Raw genomic sequence first — 18,024 nt, 5'->3', positions numbered from 1 at the left:
AGATTATCCGATTCTTTCCAACCAAGAAAGCATCCAAATCTGAGTGTAAAAACTCATCCTAATTCAAGAGGCATTAGCTTTTTTACACCTTATTCTCTTATGTCATTATACGCATCCTTAAGATAAATAGCAACTTTGACTCATTACTAAAAGCTAACCACAAGGGTTAGCTTTTGCTATTATTTTTAATCCCCTAGCAAAATCCAAATCAAACGTTGGTAATAATTGTTTCATGTAAGCCGGGGTCCTTAAAAAATGGCTACAACAGATTTTGTTTTTTCACTTCAAAATCATAGCGTGAGCGTTGTGAATATGATATTTTTTTAAGTCAATGGTAACTATCTTTTCAGACAAGATATCATATTGTATGAGGTAATCTGAAAAGAGAAAATAAATCCTATTTTTCTGATAGCTCACAAAAGGAGGTAGGTAGCCTCGACGATATGAAACAGGAAGAGTTAACAATTTTTCTTGACCAGTTTGTAAATTGTGAATCGTCCAGGAAAAAGCCTTGGTGAAAGCGCCATCATTTTCAATGATGATGCTTTCACTCTCCTGGTTGTAAACAATCGATTTAGGATATTTGGCTGAAGTCGGAAGATAACGTTTTTCTCGTTTTACTAAATCGAAAACCATGATTTGCTTACCTGTTTTTGGCTCACCATTACTGTCACTCCCTTTATAAGATTCAGGTATATATAGAACTTCCCCAACATTTGCCATACGTAGATACGCTGAGGAATCATTTAAATCAATGATTTCCTGGATATTAAAGTCTTTGTTCATTTTCCAAAGACAGGTTCCTGGTTGCTGGGTCGATTTGTCTACATAAGAAACCAAGAGATACAATGAATTGTCAATCACTAAAAATTGATTACTTGCATTAATAACCTCGTTATTAGGAATAGATTTTTTTAAAATTTTCTTCATCTGTAAATCATATTTATAACAATCAATACGATCTGTAAAGACAGCTGTTGCATAAAAATAATTTCCATCTGTTGTAGAGGTATAGGCATCATTCCCTAAAGCAGGCTGTATGGTCTCTTCGAGAGTTTTACCATCAATGCTTTCTAGATATACTGTCAGACCATCACCTTCTAAGGTTTTGGTAACATAACGCTGTCCAGCAGATTTAAAAGACTCTCTAGCAAAAGACATATTTCCCTTTCTTGAGAGCTTTTCTACCGGAACTACTTGATTACCAGAGAATTTAAACGTGTGAACCGTCTTTTTATCAAAAACAGCCAATTGAAATTCTTTTTTTGCCTGTTTTGCGGCACAAGCTGAAAGAAAAAATATTATCAAAAATGCTGTTAAAAAGAAAATTTTCTTCACAATTTTAGACATCATGCTTATTTATTTCTGTAAAGTAATGTCGTTTCTTTTGAGTTCATAAGCTCAAAAGGATGAATTGCATGTCCCCATTCCCATGTTCCAATATCAATTCCTGAAATATCTTTATAAGCTGCCCAGACAAGTTGTGAGCAATAAAATCTATCTCTTCGGCCTATATCAAAGAAATTATGATTATAGGGTTTATTAATCTGTTTTGCCGCCCAAATAGCTGCGTTTTGATCCTGGATAACACTTGTTTTAGTTACACCATATTGATAAACTTTGCTACCTCCAAATCTTTCATCCCACTTACCATATTTTGGTTGAACACCATCATTAGGATTTGCTTCAATTGTAGCATCATAGTATGGTGCCGCAGCAACAATACCCGCATGACCATTGTTAAACAAAGGACTTTTAGCATGTGAGTCAGTAATACAAATTATTCCATCCCTCCATGACCATAAACCAGTAGAAGAACGAAAAATTTTTCCATCATTTGCTTTTATATCACCTACTGGTATATCTCGGTCAGCCTTTTCTAGTATATCTCTCTCCCATTTTTCAATTTGGTTTGACGGAAAGTACGATTCGTTACTTACCTTATCTTCTGCGGAAACAATGTTACAATTTGATATACATATTACTGTCAAACTTGTAAATATAATTTTTTTATTAATCATATTGTTTTCCTTTCATTAACATTTTTAAGAAAACGTTTTCTAATTATATATTAACATATAATTCATTTTATATCAATATTTAATTAATATATTAATCAAATTGTCATTTTTCAATTTATAAAAAATCCTTCACGAAATGAAGGATTTTTTGTCTTATTTCTTGATACAAAAGGCGTCCCAGGCAGCTAATTGTCCTGTCTTTTCAATGTGATTCAAATCGGTATTGGAAATGATGGTCTGATAGTGGGCAGGTAGGCCTTCGAAATCTTGTGTCTGATTAGAAAGGTTGACAACAATCAAGTAAGTCTCCTTTTCAAGTCGACGTTCGTAGGCAAAGATTTTGTCAGCAGTCTCTAACAAGTTGAAATCTGCATCCACCAACCAATCCTGCTCTTTACGGAGCGTAATCAATTTTTGGTAAGTGTAAAAAAGCGACTCTTTGTCAGCCAAGGCCTTAGCAACATTAATCTCTTTATAGTTAGGATTAACAGCTAACCATGGTTTATCAGCGCTAGTAAATCCCGCATGAAGACTATCATCCCATTGCATTGGGGTTCTGGCATTGTCTCGACCAATTCTGCGAATGCTTTCCATGATAGCAACTTCAGATACCCCATTTGCCAAAGCTTCCTTTGCGTAGTTGACAGATTCGATATCATCCACCTGCTCTAAAGTGTCAAATGGATAGTTGGTCATCCCTATTTCTTCCCCTTGGTAAATGTAAGGCGTTCCGCGCATCAGATGAAGTAAAATGGCTAAAGCTTTACCAGACTTTTGGCGGTGTTCTTGGTCATTTCCCCAGATAGAAAGAACTCGGGGCAGGTCATGATTGTTCCAAAATAGGGAATTCCAACCTTGTCCCAATTCCAACTCTGTTTGCCATTTGCTAAAAATCCTTTTTAAGGCTGGGACATCCAATTCATCAACAAAATCCCATTTTGGTCGATTAGGTTTATGCTGTAAGCCAATATGTTCAAATTGGAAGACCATGGATAATTCTTTATTTTCTGGACAAGAATATTGTTTGGCTATTTCTGGTGTTGCTCCCCAAGTTTCTCCAACAGTTAATAAATCATGTTTACCAAAAGTTGCCTGATTCATTTCCTTTAGGTAGTCATGTAATTTAGGTCCATTGCCTGTAATTTCCAAATCTGGAATTTTCCCAATTAAATCAATGACATCCATGCGGAAACCACCAATACCTTTAGCAATCCAGAAATTCATCATCTCATAGATTTTATGTCGTAAGTCAGGGTTTTCCCAATTCAGATCCGGTTGTTTCTTACTGAACAAATGCAAATAATACTGGCCAGAAGCTGGATCTTGTTGCCAAGCGGAGCCTGAAAAAGTCGACATGAGATCATTTGGTTGGTCTCTCCAAATGTAAAAGTCTCTTTCAGGGCTCTGCGGATTCTCCCGAGCCTCGATGAACCATGCATGTTCATCTGATGTATGATTGACCACTAGATCCATTATGATTTTGATATCACGCTTCTTGGCCTCTGAAAGCAAGTGGTCCATGTCAGCCATGTCACCAAAGATATCAGCGATAGCCTGATAATCTGAAATGTCGTAGCCATTGTCATCCATTGGGGATTGGTAGACAGGTGAAAGCCAAATAGCTGTGATTCCAAGGTTCTGTAAATAATCTAAATGTTGGGTGATGCCTTTGAGGTCACCGATGCCGTTTCCACTGGTATCTTGGAAAGAGCGTGGGTATATTTGATAGATTGTCGCTTGATGCCACCAATGTTTTTTCATTTGTCTCACTTTCTCATTTTTCTTCAAAGGGACACAAAGTCCTCAAAAATAGCTTTCGAGGACTTTGTGTTATTCATAGGAGGATAATCGTTTTAACGAATTGCTTTTTCTGTTTCTAGGTCAAAGAAATGTCCTTTAGAAACATTAAAGGTTAGGCTCACTTTTTCGCCTGGATTGTGGAAATCACGCGCATCAACACGTGAGGCAAATTCTGTTTGACCAAGTTTCACATAAAGCATCGTTTCAGACCCTAACAGTTCAGACACTAAGACTTCTGCTTCCACATTGGCATTTGGGAATGTTTCTTCGACAAGAAGGTTAGCTGAAATGTCTTCTGGACGAATACCAAATGTCACTTTTTTGCCATCATAGCCAGCTTCTTTAAGCATTTTGGCTTGACCTTCAGTGATAGTAATATCAAGACCATCTTCGCTGACAATACGTGTACCTTCCACTGTCACATCAAAGAAGTTCATCGCCGGGCTTCCGATAAAGCCGGCAACAAATTTATTAGCAGGTTGGTTATATAATTCTTGCGGTGAACCAACTTGTTCAATTTTACCAATTGTTCCATTACCTTCAGGATTTTTTGTCGCTGACATGATAACAATACGGTCAGCCAAAGTCATAGCTTCTGTTTGGTCGTGGGTAACATAAATGGTTGTTGAACCAATACGGCGGTGAATTTTAGCAATTTCTGCCCGCATTGACACACGCAATTTAGCATCTAAGTTTGACAAAGGCTCATCCATTAAGAATACTTTGGCATCACGAACGATAGCACGACCCATGGCAACACGTTGGCGTTGTCCACCAGACAAATCAGCAGGTTTCCGTTCTAAGAACTCCGTTAATCCTAAGATTTGGGCTGCTTCTTTAACACGTTGGTCAATATCTGCTTTTTTGTATTTACGCAATTTAAGACCAAAAGCCATATTATCGTATACAGTCATGTGTGGGTATAGGGCATAGTTTTGGAAAACCATGGCAATATCACGATCTTTAGGAGATTTGTCATTAACAACTTCACCGTCAATTTTCAATTCACCTTCTGAAATGTCTTCTAATCCCGCAATCATACGTAGGGTTGTTGATTTCCCACATCCTGAAGGTCCTACAAAGACGATAAATTCTTTATCTTTGATATCTAAGTCAAAATCTTCAACAGCATAATGGCTTGTATTAGGGTATTTTTTATAAATATGATTTAAATTTAATTCTACCATGAGAACACCTTTTCCTTGTTTTGTTAGTTTTAGTATATCAAAGATAGCGTTTTCATAAAACAGACAAGGCGCCCAAAAGTCTTTGGGCACCTTGCACAAAATTAGGATTTTTGAAGAAAAAGATAAGCAAAAGCTAAATCGTCTAACTGTTTCAGTTGGAGACCCGTTTGACGGTATACTTTGTCTAATTTATACTGGAGAGAATTTCTATGAATATATAAAGATTGCGCTGTCTGGACTAGATTTCCATGTGAATCCCATAATGCTTCCACCAATTCTCTTGTTTCTTTTTGATTGCCTAAAACCATTTGATAATAGTGACAGATAGCTTTTGGGATATGATCGGCATTTAAAGCCCATAAGAGGATTTTGGAATAGAGAATAAGGGTCTCGTCACTATTTTGAGTCCTGTAAGCATCATACAGAACTCTTTCCTCAAGAAAATAGTCTCGCAATTGATTAGCTGTTAAAGATGACCAATGATTCCCAATAAATAGTCTTAAAGCCAAACCAAAATCATTTTCAAGTGTTGGAAGAATATCTTTAATCAGAGCAATTTGCCCAAAGGAGTCTGATCTTGTTAACAAAAAGACCGTCTGAGTCTGACTCAGAGACAAAATGGCTTTTGGCTGTCCAAAAATCGATTCCAAAAGCTCGACCATTTCAGAAGGGATTGGCAACTGATGGCTAAGATAAATAAATTGCCCCTCTTCAAGCCTTTCAGGAAGTTCTGCACCATCCTCTAATAAATACTTTTCCCAAGCTGTCCTTTTTTTGGAAGACTTCTTAACTGGTGACAAATAGAATTCCAGTAAAGCCAATTCCCGCGATGATAACTGTTCCTTTGGAAATAATAAGAATTGGTCACCGTCTTCAATTGAAACCCACTGTTCTTCATTAGCTGGTCCTGAGCTTACCCTCACCTCAGGAAAGATTGTTTTGATATCCATAACTACCTCTATATGACATTTCTTATAGATATTATAACACAGAACCCCTCATCCAAATGAACGAGGGGAATGTCATGTCTCTTAACAGACTATCTATTTTTCGTATCTAAAATGATCGTCACTGGACCATCATTGACCAGCGACACTTTCATATCAGCACCGAAGACCCCTCTTTCAAGAGGACAGAAAGCTGATAAAGCTTGGTTAAACTGTTCATACAGCTGACTTGCCATTTCTGGTTTTGCTGCTTCTGTAAAAGCAGGGCGGTTACCTTTTTTGGTATTGGCAAAGAGTGTAAATTGTGAAATGGACAAGATAGATCCTTTAATGTCTAGAAGTGATAAATTCATTTTATCCTCCGCATCGGAAAAAATGCGCATTTGTGTGATTTTCCGAACCGCATAGTCCACATCCTCTTGACCATCTTCAGGACCAAAACCCACTAAAAGTAACAACCCTTTCTGGATAGCACCAACTATCTCACCTTCAATGGCGACTGAGGCTTCTGAAACCCTTTGAATGACAATTTTCATGTGTAACTCCTTTAACCATTGGTTCGTTTGACATTATAGATGTCAGGTACCGCTTTGATTTTTTCGACAACAGTCAATAGACTAGCCAAATTAGCAATACCAAAACTGACGTGAATATTGGCAAATTTCATGTCTTTGGTTGGTTGGGCATTGACGGTTGTAATGGTTTTTGTTGAATTAGACAAAATTTGTAGGACATCATTTAAGAGACCTGTACGATTTAAGCCATAAATATCAATTTCTGCTTGATAATCCTTGCTTGAATTTTCAAGGTCCCATTCAACTTCAATCAAACGTTGCTCATAGCCATCTTGACTCTTAATATTGTTACAATCCGCTCGGTGAATGGCAATACCTCTACCTTTTGTAATGTAACCTTCAATCGGATCACCGGGAACAGGGTTGCAACATTTAGCGATACGCATCAAGAGGCCGCTAGCACCTTGAATAATAACACCATTTTCACTGCGAACTTTTAAAACTTCCTTATTCTCATGCTTAACTTCGCCGCCTTTGACCAATTCCTCTGCTTCTGCTTTGGCTTTAGCACGTTCTTCTTCACGACGTTCTTTTTCGGTTAGCTTGTTAAAGATGGAAACTGGACTTAAATCGCCAAAGCCAACTGCCGCATATAAGGATTCAACACTTTTAACACTTACTCTCGGTAAAATTTCCTCAATGCGTTTTCGGTCTAAGTATTTATTGGCAACATAACCTTGTTCTTGGAAAAAGTTAACTAAGAGTTCCCTTCCTTTATTGACAGACAATTCTTTGTCTTGGTTTTTAAAGAATTGACGAATTTTATTGCGTGCTTTGTTGGTTTTTACAATTTTAATCCAATCCCGGCTTGGCCCAAAGGAATTTGGATTTGTCACGATTTCAACAACGTCCCCAGTTTTCAGTTTGGAAGTCAAGGGCACCATTTTCCCATTAACCTTAGCCCCTGTTGCTTTTTCGCCAACTTGTGTATGGATAGCATAGGCAAAATCAATCGGACCGGAATCTTTAGGCAGTTCTTGGACAGCTCCATTTGGGGTAAAGACATAAATACGTTCAGAGAAGATTTCCTCTTTGACGGAATCGACGAAATCTTTGGCATCTCCATTGGAAGCATCCTGGAGTTCCACCAAATCCTTGATCCAGTTCATTCCAACCTTTTGATCTGTTTGGTTTACTTTACCTTTAATACCTTTCTTATAGGCCCAGTGAGCTGCAACCCCGTACTCAGCAACCTGATGCATTTCTTTGGTCCTAATTTGGATTTCAATTGGCCCTTTAGGACCGTAAACCGTTGTGTGGATTGATTGATAGCCATTGGCCTTAGGCGCAGCAATATAGTCCTTGAAGCGACCTGGCATTGGACGCCACAATTCATGGATATAACCTACCATAGCATAAACATCACTTTGGGTCTCCATGACACAACGAATGGCAATTAAATCGAAGATTTGATCAAAGCGTTTTTTCTTGTCCCGCATTTTACGGTAAATCGAATAGATGTGTTTTGGCCTACCATAGACATCTCCATAGAGGCCTTGTTCATTGGTATAAGTCACGATTTTTGCGACGATTTCATCGACTAAAGCCTCTCTCTCACGACGCTTTTCACGCATCATATGAGAAATCTTATAAAATTCCGACTCGTTTAAATAACGAAAGGCTAAATCTTCAAGTTCCCATTTGATTCTACTAATCCCCAAACGATGGGCCAAAGGGGCATAAATTTCCATTGTTTCACGCGAGATACGTTCTTGCTTATCCTTGCGCAAATGTTTTAATGTTCTCATATTATGCAGACGATCTGCCAACTTGACAAGGATAACCCGAATATCTTTAGACATGGCCATGAGCATTTTCCGGTGATTTTCTGCCAGCTGCTCCTCATGAGATTTGTATTCCACCTTACCTAGTTTGGTCACCCCATCTACGATATCTCTGACATCTTTATCAAATTCGGCTTCAATATCATCTAAACTTATTTCGGTGTCTTCAACAACATCGTGTAAAAAACCACAAGCAACTGTGGTCGCATCTAAATGCAAATCAGCTAGAATTCCGGCAACTTGTATAGGGTGAATGATATAGGGTTCACCCGATTTTCTTGCTTGATAAAAATGTGCCGTCGTCGCATAATCCAATGCCTTTTTGACGAATGCAATATCCTTTTTATTCATGTAAGACGCTGCAATGGATACAACTTCTTCTCCTGATAAATTTTTTTCTTTTGCCATTTTTATCCTCTATCAATTTCTTTTACCTATTTTAACACGTTCCCTACAAAAGAAAAAGGCAGAATACTTTATGGTATGCATAAGATAAAACGTTTTTAATAATTAGAAAATTAAAAAAACACCACCATCAATTGTATCTTTTTTGTAAATTTTCCTTAAAATGTTCGTAAATCCTATTGATGAAAGCCCTTTTTCAAGGTATAATAATTGTCCAAATGCATTTTTTACATAAAATAAGGAGATTAAAATGAGAAAACATTATGTTTCAAAAAGTGCCATTTTTTTAGCCATGTTAGTTGCAACAGGTTCAGCTCAATTCGTAAAAGCTGAGACACCAACAACTACAACTAGCCCAGCAACAAGTCTTACTGATGCCTCTGCAAGTACGACTCCAACAACGAACACGACTTCAACTGTGACATCTGCTCTTGATCCAAATACTAATATCACCGTTGATGCTAGTGGTACAACAAGTACTACTACTCCAAGTCCAGTGGAGGCAGCAGCCATCTCTCCTGTGACAGCAACTGCTCAACCTACAACTAATGTCACTAGTGCTAGCCTTGCGCCAGCAGCTAACACAATGGCAACAACTCCAGTTGAAGGCCAAACAGTTGATGTGCGCATCATCTCAACCACTGACCTTCACTCTAACTTAGTCAACTATGATTACTATCAAGATAAAGCATCTCAAACTATCGGTTTAGCGAAAGCTGCCGTTCTTATCGATCAAGCAAAAGCTGAAAATCCTAATGCTGTTCTTGTTGATAACGGTGATATCTTACAAGGTACACCACTCGGAACTTATGAAGCATTGATTGATCCTTTACAACCAGGTGAAGTGCACCCAATGTACGCAGCCCTTGATAAACTTGGTTTTGACGCTTCAACTTTAGGTAACCACGAATTCAACTATGGGCTTACCTTCATCGAAAATGCCATTGCTTCAGCTGGACTACCAATCCTAAATGCTAACGTCTTTGATGCAGCAACAGGAGAATACCTTTTCCAACCTTACGCTATCGTTACGAAAAGCTTTACGGATGCTAATGGCCAAGCTGTCGACCTAAAAATTGGTATCACAGGTATTGTGCCACCTCAAATCATGCTTTGGATAAGGCTAACCTCGAAGGTAAAGTTACGGTCAAAGATGCCGTGCAAGCTGTGACAGAAATCATTCCTACCATCAAAAATGCTGGCGCTGACATCGTTTTAGTCCTTGCCCACACTGGTATCGGTGATGATGTTTATGAAACTGGTGAAGAAAATGTCGGCTACCAAATTGCAAGTCTTGCTGGTGTTGACGCGGTCGTAACAGGTCACTCACATGCAGAATTCCCTTCAGGACAAGATACTGGTTTCTACGAATCCTATAATGGTGTCGACGGGGTGTCTGGTTTAATTAACGGAACACCTGTTACCATGGCAGGAAAATACGGGGATCATATCGGTATTATTGATTTAAATGTGTCCTATACAGGTGGTAAATGGACAGTTAATCGCGATAAAAACCATGCAGAAATCCGTAAAATTGATACCAAATCAACCATCGCCGATGCTGATATTTTAGCTTTGGCTCAAGCATCTCACCTTGGAACAATTGATTACGTGCGTCAAACTGTTGGTGAAACAACTGCACCAATTAACAGCTACTTCGCTCTAGTCAAAGATGATCCATCTGTTCAAATTGTCAATAATGCACAACTTTGGTATGCCAAACAACAATTAGCTGGTACTCCAGAAGCTGACTTACCTCTTCTTTCAGCAGCAGCACCATTTAAAGCTGGTACTCGTAATGACCCAACCGCTTATACTGATATCCCGGCTGGACCAATTGCCATTAAAAACGTTGCCGACCTATACTTATATGATAACGTCACTGCTATCCTTAAACTGACAGGTGCAGATATCAAAGAATGGTTAGAGATGTCAGCAGGACAATTTAATACCATCGATCCAAATGTGGCTGGACCTCAAAACCTAGTCAATACGGATTATAGAACTTACAACTTTGATGTGATTGATGGCGTTACTTACGAGTTTGATGTAACACAACCTAACAAGTATGATGCCAAAGGTAATCTTCTTAACCCTAATGCTAGTCGTGTTCGTAACCTTAAATTCCAAGGTAAAGAAATCGATCCAAATCAAGAATTCATGGTTGTCACTAATAACTACCGTGCTAGTGGAAGTTTCCCAGGGGTAAAAAATGCAACCATTAATCGATTGCTTAACCTTGAAAATCGACAAGCCATCATCAATTATATTGTTTCTGAAAAAACCATTAACCCAAGTGCAGATAACAACTGGTACTTTGCAGATACCATTCAAGGACTTGATTTGCACTTCTTAAGTGCAGATACTGCTAAGAATTTAATTGGTGACCAAGCTGATATTTCTTATGCCGGCCCTTCTACTATTGAAGGTTTTGGTGACTTCGTCTTTACATATGTTAAACCAGAATTACCAGTAGCCACTCCAGAAACACCTGCAAATCCAGTGGAAACACCACAAGAAACTGGTAGCCAATTGACTGAAAACCGTCGTCAAGAAATTCATCAATTAGCTGCGCATGTTTACAATCAAACAAAAGCGACATCATCAAGTACTACTAAGGCTGAATTACCAAAAGCTGGTAGCCAAGAGTCTAAAGGTTTATTCTTCATGGGCTTAAGCTTACTTGGTTTAGCCGGATTAATCACGAAAAAAGAAGAAAGACAATAATCTTTCAAAAGCAAGCTTTAGAGCTTGCTTTTTTTGATGCCATTTAACAATTAAAAAAGAGGTGATGACTTGTTTGCAACTATATCTTGTGGTAAACTAAACCTTGTATTACAAGATATAGTATAAGGAGACCAAATGTCTACAGTAACCGTAGTTTTTATCAGCCTAAGTGGCAACACCCTCAGTTTTGTCAAACGCTTATCACAACACCTTAAAGAAGGCTATGATATCGAAACAAAAACCATAAACATCAAGGAATTAAATCATCAAACTTTTGCGGTTGAAGAAGCCTTTGTAGCCATCTTACCGACTTATCTCGAAGGCGGAAACGGCTTAGATTCTGGTGATATTGAAATTCTTACCAATCCTTTAGGTGATTTCATCGCTGCTCATGATAATTACAAGCGCTGCTTTGGTATTATTGGTTCTGGCAATCGAAACTTTAATAATCAATACTGCCTGACAGCAAAGCAATATGCCAAACGTTTTGGTTTTCCAATGATTGGAGATTTCGAATTACGTGGAACCATCTCAGATATTGAAAGGCTTGCCAAGATTATTGTGGCTGAGAAAGAAGCCTTTCTAAAAGACTAGATCACAAAGATAGTATGAGCTCACATTTCAGCAATCCCATGCTATAATAGAAGTAAGCATATTTTTGATGATGAAAAGAGGAAATCTTGTGAAAACTACCGTTGACTACATTACCACACTCACTCAAATCCCCTCCCCAACAGGATTTACAAAAACCATTATGGACTACCTCACTTCTGAATTATCCAGCTTTGGCTATGAACCTGTTCGTACTCATAAAGGTGGGGTTATGGTTTCCGTAAAAGGTAAAGATGATAGCAAACACCGTGTCGTAACAGCTCATCTTGATACCTTAGGTGCAATGGTGCGCGCTATCAAACCCGATGGCCGTTTGAAAATGGATTTAGTAGGTGGTTTTGTCTATAACGCCATTGAAGGCGAAAACTGTACTGTTCACGTCGCTAAAAATGGCAGAGAGATCTCTGGTACTATTCTCATCCACCAAACTTCCGTGCATGTTTACAAAGATGCTGGAACTGCTGAACGCAACCAAGCTAATATGGAAGTTCGCTTGGATGAAAAGGTTAGAACTGCCGATGAAACACGCGCCTTGGGCATCGAAGTCGGTGATTTTATTTCCTTCGATCCTCGTGTCGTGGTCACTGAATCTGGCTTTATCAAATCACGACATTTGGATGATAAAGTTTCAGCCGCCATTCTGATTGAATTGCTTAAAGACTATAAAGAAAATAAGGTTACCTTGCCATACACCACACACTTCTACTTCTCAGCCTTTGAAGAAGTTGGACACGGTGCTAATTCAAGTCTCCCTAAAGAAGCTGTTGAATACTTGGCTGTTGACATGGGAGCTATGGGTGATGACCAAGCGACAGATGAATACACCGTCTCTATTTGTGTCAAAGATGCGTCCGGACCTTACCATTACGAACTCCGTCAACATATGGTTGCTCTCTGTCAATCTAATAACATTCCTTATAAACTTGACATTTACCCATTCTATGGATCTGATGCCTCAGCTGCCATGCGCTCTGGTGCCGAGGTAAAACATGCCCTCCTAGGAGCCGGCATTGAATCAAGCCACTCATACGAACGCACCCACCGTGACTCTGTTGAAGCTACTGAAAAACTGGTGGATGCCTACCTCAAAAGTCCAATGGTTGATTAAAGCTACTAGTCAACAGTCGTAAAAAGGAAATCACTATGACTGAACCTATTATCATTCCAAGGAATAAACTCGGAAACTTATTTTATGCTGTAATGTCTTTTCTATTTGTTTTTTTCGGCTTCTTTATGTGTCTCATTCCTGATATTTTAATTCAGTTCATTGGAGTCATCACCATTCTTTTCTTTGGTCTCTGTTTTATCACCTTTCTAAAGAGAATCGTCAATAAGACACCTATCTTATTGATTAATGACTTAGGGGTTTACGATCATTCAACAGCTATTGCCATCGGCTTTATCCCCTGGCAAGATATTGAAGCTATTCAACTGACCTCATTATTCAATCAGACCTTTATTAGCATCAGCGTCAAAGATCAGCAAAGCTATCTCAAAAAAATGACCGTTCTACAAAGACTGACAACAAAAGCCAATCTTAAAATGGGATATCCACTGATAAACATTACCCTAAATACCACCGGTCAGAAGCCTGAAAAAGTCATGGAAGAAATCGAACGTCAATTCGGAGGCTATTATTAGACTATAAAAGAGTAAGTTTTATTTTTTGATAGCCTATCTCTACCTTTATTTCTAGAAACCCAAAAAGAGCTAAGTTTCCTTAGCTCTTTTTATGATTTCCATTTTGTTGTAACTTCAAGACCAAAATGATCACTAATAACTGGAGCAGATCCACCTTCAAAGGTAATTTCAGACCTCAGAATATCAAACTCCTTGCTTGCAAAGGCATGGTCCACTTTATAAGATTCTTTATTATCTTTCCAACCATCAATATCCGCAACAATACTATAATCTCCAAAAACCTTGTCAGCAACCTTATGACTATCCCGCAAACCAAGGGGGCTAGCTTCAATCAATTGATACCCTTCCAAATCTGTCGGATTATTAAAGTCCCCCATGATCATTAAAGGTATTCCTAGTGCATTTAGCTCAGTTTCCAAGGTAGTCCACTCCCCTTCAAACCCCTTTCCAAACCACGACATATGTAGAGAAACAAGAGCCGTTTCTTTCCCATCAATCTCGGTTTTGGCCAACAAGGCCCTTCTGGTATGATAATCATGCTCATCATCAACTTGACTCATTAAAATATCTGTCGCTGTGATTGGTTTTTTTGAAAAAATAGCTACGCCTTCATGATAAATATCATAACCAATGTGATTATAAGCCCAAGACCAATAATAATGCTGGCCCCGCTTTTGTAAATAATTCACTAAAAGCAAGGCAAAATTGTCTTTGTGAAGAGCAGGTGTTCCTGGAATAGGCTGGTAAAAGAAATCTTCCTCAGCCAGTTCACTGTTAATTAACTGATTGATTTCTTGCAAACAAATCACATCATACTTCTCAGCCAAAATATGTTCTGCCAAATCCACCAACTTCTTCAAGGCATTGGCCTCCATCCAAGAATGGGTATTAAGCGTTAAGAACTTAGCCATAATTCATTTCTCCTTAAAATGATAAGAAGAGCAATTACCAGGAAAGCTTTCCTTAGAAATCACTCTTTTTATCTCTGTCCCTTATAGTGTCACTGTTGCGACTTTTGTCTTAGCTGCTTGTTGACCTCTCACATCAAGTGCCACTGATTCAATCTCGTTTTGGTTTGTGAAAGCGACGACAATCGTGGTTTCACGATCAGCTGATTTAATGGCTGCTAAGTCAGCAACAACTAACAAATCCCCTGCTTCAACACGTTGGCCTTCGGATACTTTAAGGGAGAATGGTACGCCATTTAAGGCAACAGTATCTAGTCCCACATGTACTAAGACTTCTAGCCCATTATCAGTTAAAATCCCGAAAGCGTGTTTGGTAGGGAAAACACTAGTTAGCACACCAGATACAGGAGCATAAATATTTCCTGAATCCGGCTCAACAGCAAAGCCGTCTCCCATCATTTTACCAGCAAAAACTTGATCATTAACCTCTGTAATTGACATCACCCGACCGTCAGCTACCGAAAGTATGTCTTCTTTAATCCCTTTAAATACTGATCTTGCCACAACTTTTTCTGACTTATTAAAATCCGACACGGGAATGCTTGCTCCAGAATCCAACAAGTCTTGAATATCTGATTTTAAGATATCAGCTTTTGGACCATAGACAGCTTGTACACCATTACCTTTTACAATAAGTCCCATAGCGCCAGCTTTTTTCCATAAGTCTTCTGAACCCACTTGGTTAGCATCTTTTACAGTTACACGTAGACGCGTCATACAAGCATCAACATCTGAAATGTTTTCACGGCCACCAAGTAAGTTAATGATTTGAACTGTTTGAGAGTTGCCATCTGCCACTTTCCCTGTTTCTGCAGGAGCAGCATCGTCAAGCATATCGGCATCATAGTTTCCAAGTCGACCAGCAGTGGCAAGGTTCATTTTCTTAATCATGAAGTCTGCAATGACATACATGATAGCAGCAAATAGAAGAGATACCCAAACAAAGTTGACTATATCCATGCCAAGGCCAGCCTTAATGGCCATAGGTGTACGTGTTAACAGCTCAATATTCCCAAAGGAATGAACGCGGAGATGAACAAGGTCAGCCATGGCAAATGAAGCTCCTTGAACAAGTGCGTAAACCACATAAAGTGGCATAGCTGCAAACATAAACATGTACTCAAGAGGTTCCGTTACCCCTGTTAAGAATACAGCAGCAGCCGCGGAAATAAACATCATTTTGTACTTGCCTTTTTTGTCAGCATCGACATTACGGTACATAGCAAGTGCAATTCCCATCAATGTACCTGTTGCACCAATCATTTGACCAACTTTAAAACGAGCTGGAGTCACGGTTGCCATTAGGTGATGGTAAGCTTCTGTTTTACCTGCACCCTTAAGGCCAACTAAGTCGGTAACCCAAGCTAACCAAAGTGGATCTTGACCAAATACTTTTGTACCTGCACCAGCCCCAGTCATAACTTCATAAGTTCCACCAAGTGCTGTATAGTTCATTGGAATGGTCAACATATGATGTAAACCAAAAGGTAAGAGAAGACGTTCTAATGTACCATATAAGAAAGGTGCTAAAATAGGGGCCGTATCTTGTGAAGAAGCAATCCACATCCCAAAGCCATTAATACCAGATTGGATAACTGGCCAAATAAGTGCTAAAAGAAGCGCAACCACTGTTGAGCGTAAAATAACCACAAAAGGTACAAAACGTTTCCCGTTAAAGAAAGTGAGTACTTCAGGTAATTTTCTATAATTATAGTATTTGTTATAGGCTGTCGCACCAACAAAACCAGCAATAATCCCTACAAAAACACCGGTATTTAAAGCAGGAGATTCCAAAACACTGGTAAAGTAATTTTTGACAACCATTTCAGTTCCCAAAAAACTCTTGATTTTAGCATCTGGATCAGCTAACATAGTGGCATTAATGCCATAGATTGCTCCTGTAATCCTGTTAATCAAAACAAAAGCTAATCCTGAAGCAAAGGCTCCTCCAGCGCGTTCCTTAGCCCAACTACCACCAATAGCTAGAGCAAATAATAAATGCAAATTCCCAATAACAGCCCAACCAATTTCGGCAGTCACATGGCCAATTGTAGTCAAAACTGCTGAATCAGGATTAATCATTGGAATAGAATTCCCGATACTTACCATTAAACCAGCAGCTGGCATAACAGCAATAACAACCATTAAGCATTTTCCGAATTTTTGCCAAAATTCGAAAGAAAAAAACTGTTTGAATGATGCTTTCATTCTGAATCTCCTTTTCCCATAAACAGGCGTTTACGACTTTCGCAAACGTTTTACGCAAACGTTTGCGTCTTTTCTTAAACCATATTATACTCGCCTTTTAGTGTTTTGTAAAGCGTTTTCTACAAATAAAACTTCCTAATCAGATTAGGAAGTTGGGCGTTGATTCTCTTTCAATAATTTTATGAGGGATAATGTCAATGGCGTCTTTGGCCTGGTGCGTCTTTAAAAGAACACTAGCTGCTCTTTCTCCCAGTAAATATGGAAAAATATCAACCGATGTTAAAGCAGGGTTGGCGAGTTGTGCTAAGACGGAATTGTTAAAGCTGATGATTGCCTTGTTTTCCTGACCAATCTCTTTTAAAAGACGTTGCAAATGAATGCCTAGCATATCATCACTAGTGACAAATGCTTGAGCATCTCTTTGCTCTAAATGCTGCAACAATTGTTTTTTGGATGCTTCATGATCCACTAAACTGACATTTAGTGACTGCGCTTGGTGATTTCTTATTTTCATCGCTTCAGCATAGCCCATATATCGCTCTGCCTGCACCAATTCGTCCATATCTGTATAGACATAGCTGATAGCTTGATAGCCTTTATCAAGTAAAAAATTCGTGGCATCTTTACCAGCCTCTTGATTATGATTGTTGACAAAATAGGCTTGTTTTTGAGATTGGTCATAGGGTTGTCCAACAACAACACAACGAACCTTTTCTTTTCTCATAAAGTCAAAAACGGGATCATCAGTCTTGGAATACAAAAAGATAAATTTTCGCACATTACCACTTCGAATCATATTCTGAACATTTTTTAACAGATCTTCTTCTTTTTGTCCTGTTGCCAAGGACACCATTTGTCCTTCTTTCGTACAGATTCCTGATATACCCTGAATAATTTGCATGAAAAAAGGATTATCTCCTAAAGCTTCTTGGCTCTCTCTTACGGGTAAGATAATGCCCACAGTATTGGACTGACGCTTAACCAAATTTTGTGCAGAATAATTGGGAGAATAATTCAATTCTTCCATGACTTTTTTGACTTTATCTCTCGTCGCCTGACTAATCATTTCATTATCATGCATCGCACGCGAAGCCGTCGACGGTGAAACACCTGCCAATCGCGCAACATCTTTTATGGTAACCACGTCAA

The 18,024-nt window shown here is 38.7% G+C and carries 13 protein-coding genes and 1 pseudogene; 4 read left to right on the top strand and 10 right to left on the bottom strand.

The window, feature by feature from the left end:
• Positions 1-279: 279 nt before the first annotated feature.
• The 7 genes from DQM95_RS01720 to DQM95_RS01690 all read right to left on the bottom strand — a co-directional run bounded on the left by DQM95_RS01720 (position 280) and on the right by DQM95_RS01690 (position 8,722).
• A complete protein-coding gene (locus DQM95_RS01720; protein ID WP_080939220.1) occupies positions 280-1,353 on the bottom strand; it encodes a hypothetical protein in 1,074 nt (357 codons plus the stop codon).
• Positions 1,354-1,355: 2 nt separating this feature from the next.
• Positions 1,356-2,021 (bottom strand): YiiX/YebB-like N1pC/P60 family cysteine hydrolase, encoded by a 666-nt coding sequence (locus DQM95_RS01715; RefSeq protein WP_037593199.1) that lies wholly within the window; start codon positions 2,019-2,021, stop codon positions 1,356-1,358.
• 153 nt (positions 2,022-2,174) lie between these two features.
• A complete protein-coding gene (locus DQM95_RS01710; protein WP_037593197.1) occupies positions 2,175-3,782 on the bottom strand; it encodes a glycoside hydrolase family 13 protein in 1,608 nt (535 codons plus the stop codon).
• A gap of 92 nt (positions 3,783-3,874) precedes the next feature.
• Positions 3,875-5,008, bottom strand: coding sequence for an ABC transporter ATP-binding protein (locus DQM95_RS01705; RefSeq protein ID WP_037593195.1), 1,134 nt, complete (start codon positions 5,006-5,008; stop codon positions 3,875-3,877).
• 101 nt (positions 5,009-5,109) lie between these two features.
• Positions 5,110-5,958 carry a helix-turn-helix domain-containing protein gene (locus DQM95_RS01700; RefSeq protein WP_037593192.1) on the bottom strand — a complete coding sequence of 283 codons (849 nt, stop codon included), beginning with the start codon at positions 5,956-5,958 and terminating at the stop codon, positions 5,110-5,112.
• A gap of 89 nt (positions 5,959-6,047) precedes the next feature.
• On the bottom strand, positions 6,048-6,491 hold the full coding sequence (gene dtd, locus DQM95_RS01695; RefSeq protein WP_012657793.1) for a D-aminoacyl-tRNA deacylase: 444 nt from the start codon (positions 6,489-6,491) through the stop codon (positions 6,048-6,050).
• Between the two features lie 11 nt (positions 6,492-6,502).
• Complete coding sequence (locus DQM95_RS01690; protein WP_046393239.1) at positions 6,503-8,722, bottom strand: RelA/SpoT family protein; 2,220 nt, start codon at positions 8,720-8,722, stop codon at positions 6,503-6,505.
• 247 nt (positions 8,723-8,969) lie between these two features.
• Here DQM95_RS01690 and DQM95_RS01685 point away from each other — a divergent pair.
• The 4 genes and pseudogenes from DQM95_RS01685 to DQM95_RS01670 all read left to right on the top strand — a co-directional run bounded on the left by DQM95_RS01685 (position 8,970) and on the right by DQM95_RS01670 (position 13,699).
• A pseudogene (locus DQM95_RS01685) lies at positions 8,970-11,446 on the top strand (bifunctional 2',3'-cyclic-nucleotide 2'-phosphodiesterase/3'-nucleotidase).
• A gap of 135 nt (positions 11,447-11,581) precedes the next feature.
• Complete coding sequence (gene nrdI / locus DQM95_RS01680; protein ID WP_037593190.1) at positions 11,582-12,040, top strand: class Ib ribonucleoside-diphosphate reductase assembly flavoprotein NrdI; 459 nt, start codon at positions 11,582-11,584, stop codon at positions 12,038-12,040.
• 88 nt (positions 12,041-12,128) lie between these two features.
• Positions 12,129-13,166: a M42 family metallopeptidase gene (locus DQM95_RS01675; RefSeq protein WP_037593188.1), complete on the top strand. Its 1,038-nt coding sequence runs from the start codon at positions 12,129-12,131 to the stop codon at positions 13,164-13,166.
• A 35-nt stretch (positions 13,167-13,201) separates the two neighbouring features.
• Complete coding sequence (locus DQM95_RS01670; protein WP_037593186.1) at positions 13,202-13,699, top strand: STM3941 family protein; 498 nt, start codon at positions 13,202-13,204, stop codon at positions 13,697-13,699.
• Positions 13,700-13,788: 89 nt separating this feature from the next.
• Here DQM95_RS01670 and DQM95_RS01665 read toward each other — a convergent pair whose 3' ends face one another.
• From DQM95_RS01665 to DQM95_RS01655, 3 genes are all read right to left on the bottom strand, one after another.
• On the bottom strand, positions 13,789-14,610 hold the full coding sequence (locus DQM95_RS01665) for an endonuclease/exonuclease/phosphatase family protein (protein ID WP_046391086.1): 822 nt from the start codon (positions 14,608-14,610) through the stop codon (positions 13,789-13,791).
• Between the two features lie 81 nt (positions 14,611-14,691).
• Positions 14,692-16,875 (bottom strand): PTS transporter subunit IIBC, encoded by a 2,184-nt coding sequence (locus tag DQM95_RS01660; RefSeq protein WP_037593184.1) that lies wholly within the window; start codon positions 16,873-16,875, stop codon positions 14,692-14,694.
• A 139-nt stretch (positions 16,876-17,014) separates the two neighbouring features.
• Positions 17,015-18,019: a LacI family DNA-binding transcriptional regulator gene (locus tag DQM95_RS01655; RefSeq protein ID WP_012657785.1), complete on the bottom strand. Its 1,005-nt coding sequence runs from the start codon at positions 18,017-18,019 to the stop codon at positions 17,015-17,017.
• Positions 18,020-18,024 lie beyond the last annotated feature (5 nt).

The sequence above is a fragment of the Streptococcus uberis genome (assembly GCF_900475595.1).
Taxonomy (GTDB): Bacteria; Bacillota; Bacilli; order Lactobacillales; family Streptococcaceae; genus Streptococcus; species Streptococcus uberis.
Note: the sequence above shows the minus strand (reverse complement) of the source record. Positions and strands in the feature narration are given on the sequence as shown.